20 protein-coding genes are annotated in these 19,175 nt (G+C 68.0%); 12 read left to right on the top strand and 8 right to left on the bottom strand.

Going from position 1 to position 19,175, the window contains the following annotated elements:
* Positions 1-71 precede the first annotated feature (71 nt).
* The 3 genes from ACIQU6_RS39615 to ACIQU6_RS39605 all read left to right on the top strand — a co-directional run bounded on the left by ACIQU6_RS39615 (position 72) and on the right by ACIQU6_RS39605 (position 2,888).
* On the top strand, positions 72-830 hold the full coding sequence (locus ACIQU6_RS39615; RefSeq protein WP_403486652.1) for a GntR family transcriptional regulator: 759 nt from the start codon (positions 72-74) through the stop codon (positions 828-830).
* A gap of 98 nt (positions 831-928) precedes the next feature.
* Positions 929-1,807 carry an alkaline phosphatase family protein gene (locus tag ACIQU6_RS39610; protein WP_403486650.1) on the top strand — a complete coding sequence of 293 codons (879 nt, stop codon included), beginning with the start codon at positions 929-931 and terminating at the stop codon, positions 1,805-1,807.
* Positions 1,808-2,069: 262 nt separating this feature from the next.
* On the top strand, positions 2,070-2,888 hold the full coding sequence (locus ACIQU6_RS39605) for a M12 family metallo-peptidase (RefSeq protein ID WP_403486648.1): 819 nt from the start codon (positions 2,070-2,072) through the stop codon (positions 2,886-2,888).
* 242 nt (positions 2,889-3,130) lie between these two features.
* On the opposite strand, the gene ACIQU6_RS39600 is transcribed toward ACIQU6_RS39605, so the two are convergent.
* Positions 3,131-4,057 (bottom strand): ferritin-like protein, encoded by a 927-nt coding sequence (locus tag ACIQU6_RS39600; RefSeq protein ID WP_403486646.1) that lies wholly within the window; start codon positions 4,055-4,057, stop codon positions 3,131-3,133.
* Between the two features lie 907 nt (positions 4,058-4,964).
* On the opposite strand from ACIQU6_RS39600, the gene ACIQU6_RS39595 reads away from it, so the two are divergent.
* The gene (locus ACIQU6_RS39595) at positions 4,965-5,108 is read left to right on the top strand and encodes a hypothetical protein (RefSeq protein ID WP_403486644.1); all 144 of its coding nucleotides are present in this window, start codon (positions 4,965-4,967) and stop codon (positions 5,106-5,108) included.
* A 418-nt stretch (positions 5,109-5,526) separates the two neighbouring features.
* Here the strand turns inward: ACIQU6_RS39595 and ACIQU6_RS39590 are convergent, their stop codons facing one another.
* Both ACIQU6_RS39590 and ACIQU6_RS39585 read right to left on the bottom strand, forming a co-directional pair.
* Positions 5,527-5,886 (bottom strand): cupin domain-containing protein, encoded by a 360-nt coding sequence (locus ACIQU6_RS39590; RefSeq protein WP_403486642.1) that lies wholly within the window; start codon positions 5,884-5,886, stop codon positions 5,527-5,529.
* Positions 5,887-6,234: 348 nt separating this feature from the next.
* Positions 6,235-6,999 carry an IclR family transcriptional regulator gene (locus tag ACIQU6_RS39585; protein ID WP_403486640.1) on the bottom strand — a complete coding sequence of 255 codons (765 nt, stop codon included), beginning with the start codon at positions 6,997-6,999 and terminating at the stop codon, positions 6,235-6,237.
* Positions 7,000-7,018: 19 nt separating this feature from the next.
* Here ACIQU6_RS39585 and ACIQU6_RS39580 point away from each other — a divergent pair, with 19 nt between their 5' ends.
* Genes ACIQU6_RS39580 through ACIQU6_RS39570 form a run of 3 tightly spaced genes read left to right on the top strand, consistent with a single transcriptional unit; the run spans position 7,019 to position 9,716 of the window.
* Positions 7,019-8,152, top strand: coding sequence for a cupin domain-containing protein (locus ACIQU6_RS39580; protein WP_403486672.1), 1,134 nt, complete (start codon positions 7,019-7,021; stop codon positions 8,150-8,152).
* Positions 8,149-8,985 (top strand): fumarylacetoacetate hydrolase family protein, encoded by an 837-nt coding sequence (locus ACIQU6_RS39575; RefSeq protein WP_403486638.1) that lies wholly within the window; start codon positions 8,149-8,151, stop codon positions 8,983-8,985. Before ACIQU6_RS39580 ends, ACIQU6_RS39575 begins: the two co-directional genes overlap by 4 nt.
* On the top strand, positions 8,982-9,716 hold the full coding sequence (locus ACIQU6_RS39570; RefSeq protein WP_403486636.1) for a maleylpyruvate isomerase family mycothiol-dependent enzyme: 735 nt from the start codon (positions 8,982-8,984) through the stop codon (positions 9,714-9,716). The genes ACIQU6_RS39575 and ACIQU6_RS39570 overlap by 4 nt, the downstream gene beginning before the upstream one ends.
* Before the next feature lie 53 nt (positions 9,717-9,769).
* Here the strand turns inward: ACIQU6_RS39570 and ACIQU6_RS39565 are convergent, their stop codons facing one another.
* Entirely contained in the window at positions 9,770-11,137 is a 1,368-nt protein-coding gene (locus tag ACIQU6_RS39565) for an alpha/beta hydrolase (protein WP_403486634.1), read from the bottom strand.
* Positions 11,138-11,532: 395 nt separating this feature from the next.
* Here ACIQU6_RS39565 and ACIQU6_RS39560 point away from each other — a divergent pair, with 395 nt between their 5' ends.
* Positions 11,533-12,312 carry a glycosyltransferase family 2 protein gene (locus ACIQU6_RS39560; protein WP_403486632.1) on the top strand — a complete coding sequence of 260 codons (780 nt, stop codon included), beginning with the start codon at positions 11,533-11,535 and terminating at the stop codon, positions 12,310-12,312.
* 174 nt (positions 12,313-12,486) lie between these two features.
* On the opposite strand, the gene ACIQU6_RS39555 is transcribed toward ACIQU6_RS39560, so the two are convergent.
* A complete protein-coding gene (locus ACIQU6_RS39555; RefSeq protein WP_403486630.1) occupies positions 12,487-12,909 on the bottom strand; it encodes a RidA family protein in 423 nt (140 codons plus the stop codon).
* A 48-nt stretch (positions 12,910-12,957) separates the two neighbouring features.
* Positions 12,958-13,632, bottom strand: a complete 675-nt coding sequence (locus ACIQU6_RS39550) for an HD domain-containing protein (protein WP_403486628.1) — start codon at positions 13,630-13,632, stop codon at positions 12,958-12,960.
* A 71-nt stretch (positions 13,633-13,703) separates the two neighbouring features.
* On the opposite strand from ACIQU6_RS39550, the gene ACIQU6_RS39545 reads away from it, so the two are divergent.
* Positions 13,704-14,684 (top strand): GlxA family transcriptional regulator, encoded by a 981-nt coding sequence (locus ACIQU6_RS39545; protein WP_403486626.1) that lies wholly within the window; start codon positions 13,704-13,706, stop codon positions 14,682-14,684.
* A gap of 136 nt (positions 14,685-14,820) precedes the next feature.
* Here the strand turns inward: ACIQU6_RS39545 and ACIQU6_RS39540 are convergent, their stop codons facing one another.
* Entirely contained in the window at positions 14,821-15,156 is a 336-nt protein-coding gene (locus tag ACIQU6_RS39540) for a deoxyxylulose-5-phosphate synthase (RefSeq protein ID WP_403486624.1), read from the bottom strand.
* A 314-nt stretch (positions 15,157-15,470) separates the two neighbouring features.
* Here ACIQU6_RS39540 and ACIQU6_RS39535 point away from each other — a divergent pair, with 314 nt between their 5' ends.
* The 3 genes from ACIQU6_RS39535 (at position 15,471) to ACIQU6_RS39525 (ending at position 18,766) form a co-directional block, all read left to right on the top strand.
* Positions 15,471-16,994, top strand: a complete 1,524-nt coding sequence (locus tag ACIQU6_RS39535; RefSeq protein WP_403486622.1) for an RICIN domain-containing protein — start codon at positions 15,471-15,473, stop codon at positions 16,992-16,994.
* A 130-nt stretch (positions 16,995-17,124) separates the two neighbouring features.
* Positions 17,125-18,222: a hypothetical protein gene (locus ACIQU6_RS39530; RefSeq protein ID WP_403486620.1), complete on the top strand. Its 1,098-nt coding sequence runs from the start codon at positions 17,125-17,127 to the stop codon at positions 18,220-18,222.
* Between the two features lie 40 nt (positions 18,223-18,262).
* Positions 18,263-18,766, top strand: a complete 504-nt coding sequence (locus ACIQU6_RS39525; RefSeq protein ID WP_403486618.1) for a hypothetical protein — start codon at positions 18,263-18,265, stop codon at positions 18,764-18,766.
* Positions 18,767-18,882: 116 nt separating this feature from the next.
* Here ACIQU6_RS39525 and ACIQU6_RS39520 read toward each other — a convergent pair.
* A partial coding sequence (locus tag ACIQU6_RS39520) for a hypothetical protein (RefSeq protein ID WP_403486616.1) occupies positions 18,883-19,175 on the bottom strand: 293 nt, incomplete at its 5' end.

The raw sequence follows: 19,175 nt of genomic DNA, 5'->3' as shown, positions 1-19,175 counted from the left end.
CCACGACCACTCCAGGCTCGGCTAGGCTCAGCCGACGACATACATCCATGCGCACAGTGGAGGGGCAACCTGTGGGGGCACGGCACGAGGAAATCGCCGACGAACTCCGAAGCGCCATCGACAACGAGGAGTACACGGTCGGTGCACTCCTGCCCTCGGAGTCCCAACTCGCCGCCCGGTTCGGGGTGTCACGTGGCACGGTCCGCCAGGCGGTGGCGACCCTGACCTCCGAGGGACTGATCGGCTCCCGGCAGGGGGCCCGCCACGTCGTCCTCACCAGCCGGCGCAGCCAGAGCTTCACCGAACTACGCAGCTTCGCCCAGTGGGCGCGCTCCATGGGGCACACCGCCGCCGGCCTGGTGATCTCCAGCAAGCGGCGACCGGCCGCCGCCGAGGACGCCGCCCGACTCCACCTGACCGTCAACGCCGAGGTCCTTCACGTACTGCGCGTCCGCAGCCTCAACGGCGAACGTGTTCTCCTGGAGCGCACTGTCTACGCCGACTGGATCGCCCCGGACATCGAACGCATCGAGCCGGACTGCGAGTCGGTCACCCAGCGGCTCCACGAGACCAGAGGGCTCGTCTTCAGTTACGGGGAGCACCTGATCGACGCCGTGGCGGCCGGTGTCCGCGACGCCGAACTCCTGGACGTCCGCCGGGGCAGCCCGCTGCTCCGGGTCAGGCGCGTCACCACCACACGCACGGGCCGCCCGGTCGAATGGTCCGACGACCGCTACCGCTCGGACGCGGTCAACTTCAGCATGCGCAACTCCATAGGCGCCAACCCCCTTGCCCGGCAGGCAGGCCCGGGCATTGCAGGCGGCATCTGAACGGACACGGCACCGACACCTCGAATTCCCCCAGGTGTCGGTGGCGGTTACCCACGCCCCGCAGGGTGGTGCCAATCCCACCATCGAAAGGCCCGCCCATGTCCACCAGCCACACCAGCCACACCAACCCGGCGCCCCGCGTCCTCGTCGTCGGCATCGACGGTGTCCGCTACGACCTGCTCGACGAGCTGCCGACCCCCCATCTGGACTCGGTCGCCGACGCCGGCTTCCTGGCCCCCATCGAGATCGACGCCGCCACCCCCACCATGTCCGGCCCCTGCTGGGCCACCATCGCCACCGGCGTCACCCCGACCAAGCACGGCATCTGGGGCAACAACCTCACCGGCAACCGGCTGGAGGTCTTTCCCGACTTCGCCACCCGCCTGACCCAACTGGACGGGCGACGCACCTTCGTGGCGGGCGGCTGGGCGCCGTTGATGATCCAGCAGGACGGCGGAGCACTGTTCCGGGCGCCGAGCCGACTGTCCTTCATAGGTCCCACCGACCACACACCGAAGGCATGGGACGACTGCGACGCGCAGGTCACGACCGAGGCCGTGCACGTCTTGGACACCTCCGACCCGGAGGTGTCCTTCGTCTACCTCGGTGCGGTGGACGAGACCGCCCACTTCCTGGGCTGCGGAGCCGAGTACCGCGAGGCCGTGGTTCGGGCCGACGAACGCCTCGGCCTACTGCTCACGGCAATCCGCAACCGCCCCAACCACGCGAACGAGGCGTGGACCGTCATCGTCGTCACCGACCACGGCCATGTGGACGCCGGCGGCCACGGCGGCAACTCCGCCGAGGAGCGCACCGCTTGGGTCGCCTACGCCGACCCCGCCTTCCCCCAAGGGCAGCAGCCTTCGACCCCCATCCACCACCCGGACATCGCCGCCCAGGTCTACGCCTCGCTCGGCCGCCCCATCGACCCCCACTGGACCCTGGACGGCCGCCCGTTCGCCAACACCCGAGCCTGACGCACAGCACCGGGCCCGGACCGAACGACAGCGCCAGCTACGTCCGGTCAACGGAAGCAACATCCGGTACCGACCTGCACCGAACCTGCAGCACCGGCACGCACCACATTGGGCAATGCCCGTCTCGAAACCGCGCGACCGGCGATGCGGCAAAGTCGTGGAGCGTGTCCAGTTGATCAGCCACTCCCGCAGCACGGCGCTGACTGCGACTCATCACCGGGTCATTACACGCTCATTACATGGCATCTCTACGGTCACCGCCATGAAACGGAAATTCGTGTGCAAGACGCACGTCGCGGCGATCGCCGCTTCAGCCACTCTCGGCATCCTCATCCCCTCCGCCCCCAGTGCGGCAGCAGCCAAGAAGCCGACCGTCGACGTGCTCGTGATCTACACCCCGAACGCGGAGCGGGACGCCGGAGGCAAGCAGGCCATACGCGACATCGCCGAACGGGCCGCCGACTACACCAACCAGGCCTTCAAGAACAGTCAGGCCAACGCCAGGACGCGCATTGTGGGGGTCGCGCCGGCCCCTGACTACGGCCAAGGAGAAGAGGACAACCAACGCGGCTACGACTACCTGTTCGACGCCCCAGAATCAGCGACGCACCTCCGTGACCAGCACCGCGCCGACGTCATCGCGCTCGTCGGGAGCAAGGTCGGCGGCTTCGCCTTCACCGGCGGCCAAGAACGCCCGCTGCCCCCCGAGAGCGAGGGGATGAGGGGTGCCAGCATGCTGCTCGGCCAGCAGCTGATCGACAAGGAACCAGACGCCTTCGCCCACGAGTTGGGACACCTCCTGGGCCTCGATCACGACCGCTACGCCGACGCCACGGATCCGGGCGACGGCTACGATCACGCCCGCGGCTACGTGGCGCCCAGCAAGAAGTGGCGCACCATCATGGCCTACGAGAACGAGTGCCTGGACGCCGGCACGTCCTGCCCCGTCGTCCCGTACTTCTCCAACCCGAACCTGGACATCGACGGCGAACCGCTGGGCGTGCCCGCCGGCCAGGACGGCCAGGCCGACGCCGTAAGCATGATCAACGAATCCGCCACCATCGTCGCCAAGTACCGGTAGCCGAGCACAAGCACCAATCGATACCGCTCCCCCTGTGCGCGCGAGGGGTCACCCCCGCAACCCTGCAAGGTGGCCCCTTACGCGTCCCCATGCTCGCACCCCAACACCGGGCAGAAGCAGACCGGCCCGCAGACTTGACGCGCCATAGGACCTTCGTCCCGGAGGCGGCCTGTCGGCCTGCCCAGTCAACTGACATGACTGGCAACAGGAAGGGGGTATCGGATGCGGATGCGACGGTTTGGTCAGGGCCGGAACTGAGGACCGTAGTTTCCGTGAGCGTCGAGGCGGGGAATTTCCATCAGTTCCACGGCAGGGGTTCCGAGGCCGTGCATGGCATGGACTGCCGCGTTCAACGCGCGGTGGCCGCCCCCGTCCCAGGCCCGCTCAAGGTTCTTGAGAACGGCGTGGTAGTTGCCGTCGAAGCGGTGCAGGAGCCGCCGGACGTGGGTTGGCGGCCGGTGCCAACCACCGGCCGGCACACGGGCCATGGGGCGCACGTCCGGGAACGGCAGGTGCTCGCCGCTGAACTCCCACGTGCCGTGCACCTCGCGCAGTCGGCGTCCGTGATAGATCTCGCCGAAGGCGTAGTAGTGGGCTGGTTGGTCGTCCTCGAAGATGTCGGAGGGGTCGCAGGAGGTGCCCTCGCCCTGTTCCTTGACGATCTCCATGGCGCGCTCGGCGTCGTCGAGGGTCCTGACCGGCCTGAGCGTGTCCGAGCCGATGTGCTTGGCGAGTTGCCCTCGGGCGGAGAGTTCGGGGGCCACGGTGCGGAACGCCTCTTGCAGCTCGCCGTAGAAGGCACCGACGGTGAGCGAGTCGTCCACACTGCGAGCGAGAGGGGTTTCGGGCTTCTCGATCGCCATCATCACGTCGCGCACCGAATCCTTGGTGAGCCCCGACAGGTACACCGTCACCCCGCTTCGCACGCCCCCGGGCAGCGGGCCGGGGTAGGTGGGGGCCGCGTCTCTGATTCTCGGCCGCCCGCCCACGGCGACGAGCAGGTTGCAGACCGTTCCCAGGTGGAACATCTCGTCGCCGACGATGCGTCGGATCAGCCGGGCGGCTTGGCTGTGGCGATCCCTGATCGACCACCACCCGCACAAGTAGGCGGGGATGGTGGCGAGTTCGAGTTTCACCGCCACGTGGAGGGCCGACCTGATCCAGGCCACATCGCGAGCCTCCGCAGGAACAGCGAGAAGGCGTCTTACGGAGTCCTGACCGTGCGCGAACTGGTGCCCATCCACGGGCAGTTCGGCGGCTTGCGCACTGTTGGAGGCCGTGACGGGCACGGCGGCCGCAAATGCGGCCGACGCCAGGACACTTCGACGTTTGACGCGACCGCTCACCGGCGTACCCGGGTCTTCCCCTGCATGAGTCACCGTTGCCTCCGCTCACAGCCAGGGCCCCACATCAGCCGCATTCCTTCTGGCCTCGGGACGGTGATCGCGAAAGTAGCAGCCGCCCTCTCCCATCCCGGGGCGTGCGGCTTCCGCCGCTGCGCGCGTCACCCAGTCGCTCCATTCGACGCCCGAATGCCGACGCTCGCGCCGACCGGCCTGGCCCGCCGTGGCAACCCTGGCTGACCAGCAGGAGTCCCGCCACAAGCTGGCCAAGCCGGCCCGGGACGGGTGCCAGGGCAAGCACGGCACCATCCACCTGGCCGTACCGCGACAGCACATGGTTTCCCAGGGCTGGGTGCCGCCGGACAGCTCCGTCACGGCCCGGCCCACCTCCGGGACCCCCGCCGTGATCCACCTTCAGGACGACGGGGCAGTTGTCGCGTTGCTGCCCGGCGCGGAATCGGCACACGTAGTCGGAGGTGAAAACCTTGGGGCGGACGTTGGGGTCGGTGTCGAGCACGTGGAGGGGTACGGGGCGCCAGTGTGCTGGCTCTCCTTGGGGAAGTCGAAGTGGAGTGAGACAGCGAAAAGGCTCGGCCGAGTGGGCCGGATCTCTCGCCACTTCCCAGCACAGGGGCCCGTGACAAGTCCCAATGGACCAACACAGCGAGTGCACCCCCTGCGGCGCTGCAATCGTGAAGAGGAAGGCCCTGATCAAGAACAAGAGGAGTACATCATGCGCCTACGAACCGCTATCGCAGCCGTCTTGCTGGCCGTCACCACCGTACTTGCCGGTGCCGCCACGGCCACCGCAGATGACGACCCGGGCTCAAGCCTCGACAACAGCGACTTCGGCATCGGAGACCTCATGAGGCTCTGACCATCCGCAGACGCCGCCTACCGGCGCGTGGCATGCACGACGGTTCTACGTGCCACTCTCCCTACGCGGACGAGGGGCCACCCCTGCAAGGTGGCCCCTTACGCGTGCTCGCGCTCCCATCCCAACACCGCAAACAAGCATTTCGAGCCGCAGAATTGACGACCCATGAGGGGATTCACTTCGGAGGCGGCACGCAACGACCGACTATCTATGGGGAGTTGGACCGATCGGTCCGCTCGCGGCGCACACGTCACGGTCGCCTGGCGGAAGGACTTGTCCGGTCACACCCCTGACCATTGGCCGGCAGCAACCCAATCCACCACATCGGCCCGCCCACGGCCAAAGTCCTTCGCTGAGCGAAAACGGAAAGAGGCCGTCCCAGCCAGTGGTATTGACGGGACCTCAGACGGCATCGAGCCTACCGGTCGGCATCGCAGGGCCCGGGCTCCGGCACTGCGAGAGGCTTGCCCTTGGGTGTCACGTAGGTGACCCAGAGGACGACGTCTTTCTTGCCCTCGTTGCGTCCTTCATGCAGGTAGCCACTTCCCTCGACGAGGGAATCCCCGGCTTTGTATACGTGCTCACCCCTGGGATAAATCGGCGCCGTGTGCGTGAAGACTCCCGACTTCACGACTCCAATGAGCTGGCCGTAATGACAGTGCTTACCGGTAGAGGCTCCGGGCGGGAGGGTAATCTCACGGAAGTTGACCTGCACAGGACCGTCTACCTTGACGTTCACCGCGCCCGACTGCTTGCCTTGGGCGATCTCCTTGATCACGGGCGCAGGTGCTGCCTGACGTTTATCGGCTTGTGAGGCACTGACCCCGGAGACCATGAGAACGGCCGCTGCAACTGTCACGACCAGCGTACGCCGGACCCTCGGCATGTTTCTCTCCTCCGTTTGTGGCTTCTCGACACCAGAGATTAATCAGCGTCGAGACGAGGAGCTGCAGCCAAAAGAAGACAAGAGGGTCCACTTCGGAGGTCAACGTTTGCAGCACAGCGGCCACGCGGGTCGCCGAATCCGTCGGCGAACACCTTTGACATCGCCAACAAACGCAGGCATTTCCTGTTGACCCTTCATTCAGTGTCATGCTCGCAACCACCCACCGATGCACAGCATTTGTCAGTCGCGTAGCTGTTCCGACACCTGGGCCGCGACCTTCTTCACGGCCGTCTCGATCTCGGGAATGCGGCCGCGGGGGAAGCGCAACGTGGGTGCGGAGAGCGCGATCGCGGCGACCGCCCGGCCGTTCGCGTCGCGCACGCAGCAACCGAGTGCGGTGATGCCGGGCTCGCTCTCACCGTTGTTGAGGCCGTACCCGACGGTGCGGATCGAGGACAGTGCGCGGTGATAGCCGGCGATGTCGTCGGCCGCGAAGGGCAACTCCGTTGGCAGCCCGTCCTCGTACAGCGCGGCCAACGCGTCGCGGGACAGTTCGGCGAGCAGTGCCTTGCCGCCGGAGGTGCGGTGGGCGGGCATCACCGCACCCGCGCGGGAGCTGACGCGCAGCGCGTGGGTCGCCTCGACCGAGTCCAGGAACCGTACGTCGGTGCCGACCCGGACCATCAAGTGCACGGTCTCCCCCACTCGTTGGTTGAGGGCTTCGAGGTGGGGCCGGGCGGCTTCCCGGACGTCCCGGTCGGGGCGGGCGGCCGCTCGTGCGTCGTGGAGTGCGGGGCCCAGTCGGTAGGTGCGGTCGCCGCTCTGCTCGGCGAAGCCGCGGTACTTGAGCATCGCCAGCAGACGGTGGGCGGTCGAGCGGGCCACGCCCAGTTCGGCGGCGGCCGCGCTGACGGTCAACGGCGCCGCATGACGCAGTATCAGCAGCAGCCGCAGGGCGTTGTCCACGGATTCGATGGCGTACGACGGACGCTCGTCATTCTGCATACCAGAATCGTAGGAGCCTCTGTTTCTTGACGAAAGAACGAGCGCCTACCGTCGCTGCCAACCGATTCGGACGGAGGACCAGGTGACCACTCCCAACGCCGACAACTCCCTCCTCGCCCTCTACGAGGACTTCGACCGCCACCATCTACTGCCGCTCTGGACCCAACGTGCGGACCTGATGCCGCCCGCCCCGCAGCCGAAGGCGGTCCCCCACCGGTGGCGCTGGCGCGATCTGCATCCGCTCGCCGAGCGCGCAGGTGCCCTCGTCCCGGTGGGTCGGGGAGGCGAGCGGCGCGCCATCGCGCTGGCCAACCCCGGGCTCGCCGGGCTGCCGTACGCCACTCCCACGCTCTGGGCGGCTGTGCAGTACCTGGGCCCGCAGGAGGTGGCCCCCGACCATCGGCACAGTCCGAACGCCTTCCGTTTCGTGTTGGAGGGCGAGGGTGTGTGGACGGTCGTGGACGGCGACCCGGTGGCGATGCGCCGCGGTGACCTGCTGCTGACACCCGGTTGGGCCTGGCACGGCCACCACAACGCCCACGACGCCCCGATGGCCTGGCTGGACGGCCTCGATCTACCGATCGCGGGCCAACTGGACGCCACATTCTTCGAGTTCGGGCCCGATGACATCACCGACCGATCGACGCCCACCATTTCGCGAGCCGAACGCCTCTGGGCTCACCCCGGCCTCACCCCCGTCGGCGCAACCCCCGACCCCACCCGCCCCCCGCTCTCCGCCTACCGCTGGGAGCACACCGACGCCGCCCTGACCGCCCAACTACAACTGGCGGACGAAGGGCACCCGGGCGTCGTCGAACCGGGCCACGCCGCGGTCCGCTTCACCCACCCCACCACCGGCGCGGACGCCCTCCCCACCCTCCGCACCGAAATGCACCGCCTGCGAGCCGGAACCACCACCGCCAGGCGACGCGAGACCGGTTCATCGGTGTGGCAGGTCTTCGACGGCACCGGCACCTTCACCCTGGGCGGCACACCACACGAGGTGCGGCGGGGCGACCTGATCGCCGTCCCCTCCTGGTGCCCCACAGAGATCGCCGCACACCAGCCCCTGGACCTGTTCCGCTTCAGCGACGCCCCCGTCATCGAACGACTCGGCTTCGCCCACACCGAGACCCCTGGAGGCGCCCGATGAGGCTCGCCACCATCCGCACCGCCGAAGGCACCGCAGCCGTCCGTATCGAGAACGCCCACGCCGTGGAGACCGGATTCCCGGACCTGGGCGCCCTGCTCGCCCACCCCGACTGGCGGGAGGCCGCGGCAGCCGCCGACGGCCCCGAACACGCCACGGACGAACTGGACTTCGCGCCGCTCGTCCCACACCCCGGCAAGATCGTATGCGTCGGGCTCAACTACCACCAACACATCCGCGAGATGGGTCGAGACCTACCCGAACACCCCACCCTCTTCGCCAAGTTCGCCACCAGCCTCGTCGGCGCACACGACCCCATCGTGCTACCGGACGCCTCGAACGCCATGGACTGGGAGGGCGAGTTGGCGGTCGTCATCGGCAGCCCGGCCCGCCATGTCACCCCGGGCGAGGCCGGCCGGCACATCGCCGGATACACCGTCCTCAACGACGTCACCGCCCGCGACTGGCAGTTCCGCACCCGCGAGTGGCTCCAGGGCAAGACCTTCGAGGCGACCACACCACTCGGCCCCGTCCTCGTCACGGACGACGAACCGGGCTTCGACCGGCACCGGATGGAACTGGTCTGCGAGCTCGACGGAGAAGTGGTGCAACGCGCCGACACCACCGACCTCGTCTTCGCCCCCGAGGCCCTGGTCGCCTACGTCTCCACCATCCTCACCCTGGAGCCCGGCGATGTGCTCGCCACCGGTACACCCGGCGGCGTCGGGCACGCCCGCACCCCACAGCGCTACCTCACCGACGGCAACGTACTCACCACCCACATCACAGGCATCGGCACCCTGCGCAACGCCTGCGCCCAGGAAAACCGCTCATGACGACAACAACCCACCACCGGGGCCCACTCGCCCAGCACCTGACCTGGCTCGACGAGGGCACCCACCTACTGCTCACACACCTCGACCGACTCCCCAACGCCGAGATCACCGCACCCACGCCTCTACCGGACTGGACCCGCGCGCACCTGCTGGCACACCTCGCACGCAACGCCGACGCCCTCCGCAACCTCGCCACCTGGGCACACACCGGAGTCGAGACGCCGATGTACCACGACCTCGACCAACGCGACCGGGACATCCAGCGCAGCGCCAACCAACCCCCGCCCCAACTCCGCTCCGACGTACGCATCTCGGCCGCTCGCCTCGCTCAAGCCCTGGCCGCACTGCCCACGAGCGCCTGGTCCACGCAGGTCCGCAGCGCACTCGGCCGGGACATCCCGGCGAGCCAGATCCCCTGGCTGCGCATCCGCGAGGTGTGGATCCACACCGTCGACCTCGGCGCCGGGGTCTCCTTCGCCGACCTGCCCCACGACCTCGTCGACGCCCTGCTCTCCGACGTCATCACCGGCCTGGCCCGCAAGGAGGGCGCCCCGGCACTGGCCCTCAGGCCGACCGACCGCACGACAACCTGGCACCTATCGGCACCCGGCACACTCACCGAAGTCGCGGGCCCCGCCGCCGAGTTGCTCGCCTGGCTGACCGGACGGGCCGACGGCGCACCCCTCCGACCGGCAACAGGCGAACTGCCGTCCCTCCCCCGCTGGTTGTAGCGCAACACCCGCGGTCGGCGGGACTCCTCTCCCGCCGACCGGTCCCGCACCGTTCACCCCGCTGACGTGGGAGGAGCATGGCGCACCATGGCGACGGCATCCGCGCGCCGCCCCGCCCTCGGCGCTGGCCAACTGCCTGCAGCATACGACGACGACACCCACCTTGCCGGTTCACCCGGGAAGGGGCGCTCACCGGTCAGGTACGGCTGCCGGTCGGTCTTGCCCTGCAGGAAGCGTTCGAAGAAGGCCGTCACCCGGTGCGCGGTGAGCTGCCGTTGCCGCTGTTCCGTCAGGCGCGGATCGTCGTGCTGTGGGGTGGTGCGGTCCGGGTACTGGGTACGGCAAGTCCCCGGCCGGGTCCCCGGCAGAGCGTCGTCCCGTGAGGCCACCTGCCCGCTGGCGGGGGACCATTGGCGGTTGTACGAGGCGTGGTTGCCCCCGGTTAGCGTGTACTTGAAGAGCGGGACGCTGGAGGCGACGCGGTTCTGCTCGAAGAAGTTCCCCGTGTTGACCTCGTCGCAGGTGCCCCACATGACGGCGAAGGGGGTCCGGGTAATCGGGTCGTTGTCCCAGGTAGCGGTGGGGGCGAGGGCGAAGGCGGCCTTGATGTCGATGCCGGCGGGCCAGGCGGCGCGATGGTCGTCGGAGATCTCCTGCATGACGCCGCCGCCTCCCATGGAATGGCCAAGAAGACCAACCCGGTTGAGGTCGAGTCGGCCATGGAAGTCGGTCCTGACCGGGGCACCGGTGCGCGCGTCGGTGAGGGCGGTGCGCAAGGGCCCGTCGCCCTGGTTGGTGAGGCGCTGCCACAGTTGCAGATGGCGCTCGATGAGGTAGGCCCGAGCCTGGTAGGCGGTGGGAGCCTGGCCGCCCTCTGTGGCGTTGAGGCCGTTGGCGCCGACCGAGACGACCACGAACCCCCGGGCCGCCAGAGCGTGGCCGAGGTAGTCGTACCCCTGGCTGCTGGGTATCTGCGGGGTGCCAGGGGAGCAGGGCCAGGCCCACAGCGCTTTGGCGGCGCGTTCGATGACCGCTTGCTGGCGAGCGGCCTCGGCGTCGTCGCCCCGCTGTCGTGCCTGGTCCCGCGCCCGCTCCGCAGTGGCGCGTTCGGCCGCGGCCGCGGCGTCGGCACAGGTCTCCCAGTGGCCGTGCTGCAGGAGGACGACGGGGCGCCGGCCAGCGCCGAGGTCTGCCGGGTAGTAGACGGTGGCGGCGAGTTCGCTGCTGCCCTCGTAGCCGAGGGAGGCCGGGGGCCGGAATGCTTGGTCACCGAGGTCGTAGCGGGCTTCGCGCGTTGCGTTCGTAGCGGTGCGATCCGACGGCGTGGGAGCGGCGTAGGCCGGCGTGGTGAGGACGGCCGCGGCGAGGGCGCAGCCGAGGGCCGTCAGGCGCAGGGCGCGACGGGTGGTGTGGTGCGTCACGGGGTCACGCCCCTCCCCCGTTGCCGGAGCGGACGTAGCGGATGAACTGACCGCGGATTTGGGCCAGTTGGACTTGGCGGAGCCAGGGACGGCGGAGGCGCCCTTGAGGCTGCGCAGCCGTCCGGGATGACGCCCGCGCAGCGGGCCAAGGCGTGCCGACATGGTGAACCTTCGTTCTCTTACGGCGAATCGGTTGGCCCCGCACCCGCGCCGTGCCGGCACGCGGAGCGGGGCACGGGCGGGAGGGCCTTCGTAACGTGTGACGTGCGGCGGGTGTCGTGGTTGCCGGGGCGTCGGCGACGAACGCCCCCCTCGTCGCCACGAGTAACGCGCTGGCCATAGGTTCATGTCATGATCACGGGCGGCCCCATCCTTCTCCCGTAGGACTCGTCCCCATGCGAACCATCAGCGTCATCACCGCCGTACACGAAGGCGGTCACCACTTCATCGGTGACACGTATGAATCGCTGTGCGAACAGAAGCTCCCAGGTGACTGGGAATGGCAGTGGTGCGTGCAAGAGGACGGCACCTCGGGCATCCCCGCGAAGAGCCTGCCCGACGACCCCAGGATCACGTTCGGCACTGGGCTACGGGCGCGCATCGCGGTGACACGCACACACGCGCTCTCCCGCGCGACCGGAGAGCTGATTCGGACGTTGGACGCAGACGACGTCCTGCTGCCGGGGGCACTGGAACGGGACATCGAGACCCTGGAACGTGTTCCGTGGTGCGTATCCGCCTGCGTCGACCTGCTTGAGGACGGGAGCACGGCACCGGGGCCGTTTGACCCTGAGGACGGCCCCTTGGAACCCCATCGCTTCTACCGCGAGGTACCGCAGCAACGCCTGTCCGTCCAGGCAACCACGTTTGCCGCGCACCGTGGTCTGGTGCTGGCACTCGGCGGTTGGCAGGCACTGTCCGGAGCCGAGACGGTTGCCCTGCTCCTCGCCGCGGAGGCAGTGGCACCAGGCGAGTTCATAGCCGAGCCGAGCGTCTTGTACCGCAAGCACCCTGACCAGACGACCGCATCGCATCAGTACTGGGAGCCGACCGAAGCGGCCACTCGGATCGACGCCCTGATGCAGCGGGCCACCGCTCTGCGAGAAGCAGGTTGGAAGTGGCCGCGGGACCGTCGCTCGCCGGTCGGTGAGCAGCAGACGCCGAGGGCCCACTGAGCCGACAGCCCGGGCTTGAGCGCTCGCGCCGTCGCAGCCCACCCCATGAGCCGCCCAGGAGCCCCAGCCATGATTGAGGTCCTCGCTCCTGTGAAGAGCTCGTTTGGACGGTAACGAACCTCGCGTCCGTCGTGACGGGCTCCTGGGCCCGGGAGCGGGCCCAGGAGCGGTGGCCTACCGGGACGCGTCGGGATACGCGGCGGTCGCGCGGATTTCGACGAGGAGTCCCGGGCTGGCGAGGCCGCTGACCCCGATGATCGTCCAGGTCGGGTAGGGCGCCTTGACAAGGCGCTGTTTGGTCTCGACGAAGCCGGGCAGGTGCTGGCGGATGTCGACGTGGTAGCTGGTGACGTCGACGAGGGCGGACGTGTCGAGGTTCTCCAGTCGAAGGATCTCTTCGATCTTCCGGATGGCGATCTCGGTCTGCTCTTCGATGGTGTCCGGGATGGATCCGTCGGCGCGGCGACCGATCGTTCCGGCAATGAACAAGAGGCCGTGCGCGCGGACCGCGGCGGAGTAGCCGAAACTTGCGAAAGCGCTGGTGGTTTGCCCGAAGACTGCGTTGTCCTCGGGGACTTCGACGGTGTGGACGGTCATTGTGGTGCTTCCTCTTCTCTGTTGAGTGGGGCCGAACGGTCCGTGGGGTCAGTTGCCCCAGCGGGACGAGGCACAGGCGTGCTCCATCCGGGTCCGGCCGAAGGTCTCGCGTTCGCGGAGGAATTCGCCGGGGATCGTGTACCGGAGTGCGTTCTTCGGGTTTTTCGCGGCCTGCGCGACGATCGCGTCGGTGAGTGAGCGGATCATGTCCAGCCGCGGATAGGCGGCGTGTAGGGCGTCGGCCTGCTCGTCGGTGACGGCATCGACGTGGTCGGCGCCCATTGGGCCGCCAAAGTCGAGTGCGACGCCTTCGCGGACGAGCACACACAGCGTGCCGCGGCGTTCCGCGATGCCTGGGGAGGTGTGCAGGGCGATGGCCTGCCAGACCTGGTCGGCATCGGCCGCGGGTACTCCGTGGTCGATGAGGAACGAGGCGGCCCGGTCGGCGCCTTCGACCTCGAACCGCTGGCTGTGCGGGCCGTCCGACGCCACGCCGAGGTCGTGCATCGCGCACGCGGCGAACAGCAGGTCGTCGTGGTAGTCGCGGCCGACGGTCAGGCCGAGGCGGCTGGCAACCAGCCGGGCGAACATGTAGCTGCGGATGCTGTGGTTGAACACGGACGGCGTTTCCACCGGTCGAATGAGGTTCATGACGGCCTCGGCAAGCGGTGTGCCGGGCAGCGTGATCAGGTCGGCAGTCGTTTCGTGGGTAGGTCCGGTCATGTCTTCAGCCTGACCCCAACCGCCCTGACCTGGTGAGAGGCAAAAATTCCATACTTCGTTAGAATCCTGCCATGGCAGTGCATCGAGTCGCGGTCCTGGCGCTGGACGGGGTCACCCCCCTCGACCTGGCGATCCCCACGCAGATCTTCACCACCAGGCCGGAAACCCCCTACGAGATGACCCTGTGCGCACTGGAGGCGACGGTGGCCACCACCGCTGGTTTCGCCCTGGTCGCCGACGGGGGCCTGGAGCAGGTGCGCGCCGCCGACACCGTGATCGTGCCGGGATTCGAACCGGTCCTCCCGGTGCCGGATGCCGTGCTCGGCACGCTGGCCGAGGCCCGCGAACGAGGCAAGCGTGTGGTGTCGATCTGCACGGGCGCCTTCGCGCTGGCCGCGGCGGGCGTCCTGGACGGGCTGCACGCCACGACCCACTGGAGGCACATCGACGAGTTCGAGCGGAGCTTCCCGGCCGTCACGGTCGACCGCGACGTGCTCTACGTCGACGAGGGCGACGTGCTCACCTCGGCCGGAGTGTGCTGCGGCATCGACCTGTGCCTGCACATCGTGCGCCGCGACCTGGGCGCGGAGGTGGCCAACCAGATCGCCCGCGGTCTGGTCGCCGCCCCGCATCGAGACGGTGGGCAGGCCCAGTACGTGCCGGCTCCCGTCGCGGTGGCCGGTGAGGCGTCACTGTCCGGTACCCGTGAATGGGCCCTGCACCGGCTCGACGAGCCGCTCACGCTACGCGTGCTTGCCCGACACGCGGGCCTCTCGCAGCGCACCTTCATGCGCCGGTTCACCGACGAGACGGGCACGACCCCGTTGCAGTGGATGCTCAACGCCCGACTCGGCAGGGCGCGGGAACTATTGGAAACCACGGACCGCTCGGTGGAGCAGGTGGCGCGGGACTGCGGACTGGGCACCGCAGGCAACCTGCGCCTGCACTTCCGGCGCGCACTGGACACCACTCCCACCGCCTACCGCCGCACCTTCACACACTCGACGTCGCGCAGTCCGGCCTGTTCGCCAGTAGTCCCGCGCCCGGTCTGAAAACGGCCAGCACGACACTGAAGGTTTTCAAGGCCGGCCGCTGCCGAGCAGACCAGGAGAAACGGTGAACCCGAGCCGTCACAAGAACGAGCTTCTAGTAGGACTCCAGCACTGAGACCACAACACCGTGGGCGTGCTAAGGCAGTTCGCGGCGGACCAGGGCCTGAGGAACCGGCTCTCCGGTGGCCTGGGCGTAGGTCACTCGCTCCCGCACTTCCCTGAGAGTACGAGGGCGATAGCCCGGGCCTCCGCAGCAACTCTTGTGGAAACGAACTCCGGCGTGCAGCAGCACGGAGAGCGTGCGCCAGGCAGAGGTGTCACGCCTCTTGGGCGCCGCGAAGGCGGAGCCGACGTGGATCAATGGTTCCGCGCAGCGTGGACAGACCCGGTCGTGGTCGTAGTGGCCAGGGTAGGGCTGCTTGTACGAAGCCCGACAGGGCAGACAAACGTACGAGGTCTTTCCAGACGGCATGTGGAAAGAGTAGTTCGACCGAAGGACCCCTCGGCCGCCGCCACTCCTCCGTCCTCCCTCCACCGCGGGCTTCCAGGGCTGCCATCAGGCCTTCGACGGGGGCAGGTCCCGGCGGCGATACAGCATCGCCGCCCGCGGCGGAGGCGTCCACGTCGACGAGAGAGGGCGAACACCAATCCGGTTCGATGTCTCGTCACCGTGCTCCACGACAATGACTCGGAAGCGACCTTGCCACCGGTACGTTCATGTGACTTTCTGGAGCCAGCCGAAAACCGCTTGTAGTGGGCGGTCGGGCGAGCGGTGAAGGGATGGCGATGAGCACTGTCCACGCGGCAGCCACAGGCGACGAGAACTCAGCCCCACCGATCAACACGGTCGCAGGGACCGGGGTAGCAGGGTTCAAAGGAGACAACGAGCCTGCCGTTTCGGCTCAGTTGAATGGCCCGCTCGGGGTAGCCGTGGACAGCACCGGCACCCTGTACTTCTCCGACTACAACAACCACCGGGTCCGAAAGATCACGACGGACGGGAAGATCAGCACGGTCGCGGGGACCGGAGGTGCGGGCTACTCGGGCGACAACGGCCCGGCCGCCTCAGCCCAGTTGAACCGCCCGCGCGAGGTGGCGGTGGACAGCGCAGACACTGTCTACATCGCCGACAACGAGAACCACCGGGTCCGGAGAATCACGACCGACGGGAAGATCAGCACAGTCGCCGGCACAGGCACCGCGGGCTTCGGCGGCGACGGCGGCCCCGCCACCGCCGCCCGGTTGAGCTACCCCTATGGAGTGGCGGTGGACAGCACCGGCACCCTCTACATCGCCGAGGCCGGCAACCACCGGGTCCGGAAGGTCACGGCAGACGGGAAGATCAGCACAGTCGCGGGGAACGGGATTGGCTACTCGGGCGACAACGGCCCGGCCACCTCAGCCCAGTTGAACTTACCGCACGCGGTGGCGCTGAACGGCGCGGGTGACCTCTACATCGCCGACTGCAGGAACCACCGGGTCCGGAGAATCACGACCGACGGGAAAATCAGCACGGTCGCCGGCACAGGCACCGCGGGCTTCGGCGGCGACGGCGGCCCCGCCACCGCCGCCCAGTTGAACACCCCGCTCGGGGTGGTGGTGGACAACACCGGCACCCTCTACATCACCGATTTGGGCAACCACCGGGTCCGGAAGGTCACGACGGACGGGAAGATCAGCACGGTCGCCGGCGCAGGCACCGCGGGCTTCGCTGGTGACGGCGGCCCGGCCACCTCGGCCCAACTGAACGTCCCGTACGGGCTCGCTGTGGACTGCGTCGACACCCTCTACATCGCCGACTTCAACAACAACCGGGTTCGGAAGGTCACGTCGGCGAGGATGGCCGGGCTGCCCGATTCAGGCACGGTGGTCTCCTGGGCCAACGTCCGCAGCAGGCTGCGGATGTCGGTCGTGCGTGAGTCCACCAAGGACGGGGCCGAGATCCACCAGTTGCTCGCCTCGCCCCGGGATCACCAGCGGTGGCGGCTGGTCGTGGCAGGCCAGGACAACGGAGACGTCTTCTACACGATCGAGAACGTGCACAGCAAGAAGGTCCTGGAGGTCGTCGGAGCGGGCCAGGCACCCGGGGCTATGGTCGCGCAACGCGCCTACGAGGGTGGCGCCGCACACCACCAGCAGTGGAGGCTGATCCCGGTGGGCTCCGCGACCGACACCCCGCGGGTGTACGAGATCGCGAACCGGAGCAGCGGTCTGCTTCTACACGTCGACACCAACGCCCCTACGGCGATCAAGCAGTACGGAGCGGAGGGCGACCCCCGGGCTCGGCAGTGGCAGCTGCTCCCCGTGTGACGCACGACTCGTCGACGCAAACTCCTTCCCAGGCAATGGCGCCATAAGGACTTCGATTGTCGGAACGCGCGCAGATGCCTGTTGCCACGTCATCGAGCGCGGTTCGACCAGAATCAGTCGAGGACGGGGAATGCCTTCCAACGCGTACAACCTGGAACGCGCCAAGCGCCAGCCGCTGACGAAGAAGAACCTGCGGGAACTCAACATCGAGCAGACCTGGCAATCCATCCTGGACCACCCCAACCTGGTCTACGTCGACGACTACGGTGTGCAGCACAAGCCCGTCGGGTTCTCCGTGAACAAGTCGAGCTTCGGCACTTTCCCCGGGAACGCGTCCCAACTGGGCTGGCTCGCCTACATGAACCTCGGGGAGCCGCTGATCGAGGAGCGACGCAACATCAGCCAGCCCCCGCCCGACACGTTCTCCTCGCGCGCCTACGTCAACCGCAGCCAGACATCCACGATGACCTTCACCGACTCGGTCGACTTCACGGTGTCGAACGGAGTCACGTGGTCGCTCCAAGGGACGACCCAGCTCACCTTCGGCGGCAGCGTCAGCGCCCAGCTGCAACTGCAACTGCAGAGCCAGCTCCGGATGGACCTCCAGGCGCAGCTCCAGACGCAACTCCAGAACGAGATCGCGAACAGGAACACGAACACGGTGACCAACAAGAACAGCAAGGACAACATCGGGGTGGACAACGCCAACGCCACCGAGATGGCCATGAGGAACGCGGCGACGAACTCCGCGACGGGCTCGGTGACGGACTCGGTGGCGTTCACGACGCAGGGCACCGCCACCGGCACCGCGACGCTCAACGCCCAGTTGATGCTGGGCATCACGGCCTCCGTCGGCGGATCCCTGACCACCAGCTGGGCCTCGAAATCGCAGATCTCCGGCGAGGTGCAGCCGGGCTCCCGCGTGGAGACCATCGTCACGCAGCGGCGTACCCGCAAGCAGTACACCTACGAGATCCCGGTGACCTTCTCCGGATTGATCGCGGTCAAGTACGACGTACCGGTGACGGTCCTGTCTCCCCCGCAGTCCGGGGAGTACCCCGGCCTCAACCAGTTGGTCGCCCGCGACATCGGCGACATCGAGCTGGCAGGCGGCGGCTTCCGGATGAAGGGACTGGCCGAGGTCGTCTCCGCCCTGGAGGTCCATCACACGATGTTCGACGGCGAAAGCCTGACTGACAGTCAACGAGCGCTGCACAAGCAGCCTTGACCGGCGGGCGGCGCCGCCACGACGACCAGGGGTGACGACCATGGTGTTCGACAACATCTTCGGCTCCGCGAGCAAGGGTGCGGGCCTCTTCTCCGTAACCACCGACAGCACCAAGCCGCAGCCGGGTGAGGGCGTCGACTTCGAGGACTCCGACGACGACACCTACGACGACACGAGCACGAGCCTGTTCACCAGCGCGATCCACGGGGCCAACTCCCGCGCGAAGGTCGTACAGGAACAGTCGCCCGAAGCCCGGGCCATCCTGGGCTTCCTCGGCTCCTTCATCCAGACCACCCAGGCATCGGCCGGTACGCAGGCCCAGTACGCCCAGGATCCCAGCTCGGTGTCCAAGGCTGCGGCGGATCGCATGCAGGAGTCGAGTCCGACGGTGACGAGGGACAACGGCCTCCAGAAGGACGAGGACTTGAAGGACAAGCCGAAGAGGAACGATTTCAGCAAGCCCCCCAAGGCCCCGGAGACCCCCAAGGCGGAGACTCCCAAGGCGCCCAAGCCAACCGCCGACGACCCGTCCGGTTCCAACTAACGCACGGCTTCCGAGGGGCCGAAGGCGAGACTTCCCCTCATCACGTCCAATCGAGTAACCAAGGTTCGGCGGCTGCTCAACTCACCGGATTTCGCAGTAGCTTGAGGCACTTCCGATCATCCGGTCGATGAATTTCCGGTAGCCCTGCCTGCGAGTTCCGTGGCCTCGGACATTGCCGTGGATGGCGGACGTGTTGCGGCCATCCATTCGATTTCTGAACATCCTCGATCCAGGGTGATTGGGCTGCGGTTGGGCTGCGGTTGGACTTGCGGTAATTCCGCACGTAGATCGCTGCGTTGAGCTCCCGATGCTTCGTTCTCCCCATCCAGAACAGGTGAGGTTTCCGCGATGTACACCCAAGAACGCACGACAATGGCGAATTTGGTGGTCGGCGGCCCGGTGGCCGTGA

Origin of the sequence: Streptomyces sp. NPDC090442 (assembly GCF_044769405.1) — a bacterium.
GTDB lineage: Bacteria > Actinomycetota > Actinomycetes > Streptomycetales > Streptomycetaceae > Streptomyces.
This window is presented reverse-complemented; position numbering and strand designations above follow the sequence as displayed.

Bases quoted from the DNA above. Each gene is read 5' to 3' on its own strand.
- ACIQU6_RS39540 (WP_403486624.1), bottom strand. From the start codon at position 15,156: ATGCCGTCTGGAAAGACCTCGTACGTTTGTCTGCCCTGTCGGGCTTCG.
- ACIQU6_RS39530 (WP_403486620.1), top strand. From the start codon at position 17,125: ATGCCTTCCAACGCGTACAACCTGGAACGCGCCAAGCGCCAGCCGCTG.
- ACIQU6_RS39535 (WP_403486622.1), top strand. From the start codon at position 15,471: ATGAGCACTGTCCACGCGGCAGCCACAGGCGACGAGAACTCAGCCCCA.
- ACIQU6_RS39525 (WP_403486618.1), top strand. From the start codon at position 18,263: ATGGTGTTCGACAACATCTTCGGCTCCGCGAGCAAGGGTGCGGGCCTC.
- ACIQU6_RS39545 (WP_403486626.1), top strand. From the start codon at position 13,704: ATGGCAGTGCATCGAGTCGCGGTCCTGGCGCTGGACGGGGTCACCCCC.
- ACIQU6_RS39550 (WP_403486628.1), bottom strand. From the start codon at position 13,632: ATGACCGGACCTACCCACGAAACGACTGCCGACCTGATCACGCTGCCC.
- ACIQU6_RS39610 (WP_403486650.1), top strand. From the start codon at position 929: ATGTCCACCAGCCACACCAGCCACACCAACCCGGCGCCCCGCGTCCTC.
- ACIQU6_RS39555 (WP_403486630.1), bottom strand. From the start codon at position 12,909: ATGACCGTCCACACCGTCGAAGTCCCCGAGGACAACGCAGTCTTCGGG.
- ACIQU6_RS39575 (WP_403486638.1), top strand. From the start codon at position 8,149: ATGAGGCTCGCCACCATCCGCACCGCCGAAGGCACCGCAGCCGTCCGT.
- ACIQU6_RS39560 (WP_403486632.1), top strand. From the start codon at position 11,533: ATGCGAACCATCAGCGTCATCACCGCCGTACACGAAGGCGGTCACCAC.
- ACIQU6_RS39605 (WP_403486648.1), top strand. From the start codon at position 2,070: ATGAAACGGAAATTCGTGTGCAAGACGCACGTCGCGGCGATCGCCGCT.
- ACIQU6_RS39570 (WP_403486636.1), top strand. From the start codon at position 8,982: ATGACGACAACAACCCACCACCGGGGCCCACTCGCCCAGCACCTGACC.
- ACIQU6_RS39595 (WP_403486644.1), top strand. From the start codon at position 4,965: ATGCGCCTACGAACCGCTATCGCAGCCGTCTTGCTGGCCGTCACCACC.
- ACIQU6_RS39585 (WP_403486640.1), bottom strand. From the start codon at position 6,999: ATGCAGAATGACGAGCGTCCGTCGTACGCCATCGAATCCGTGGACAAC.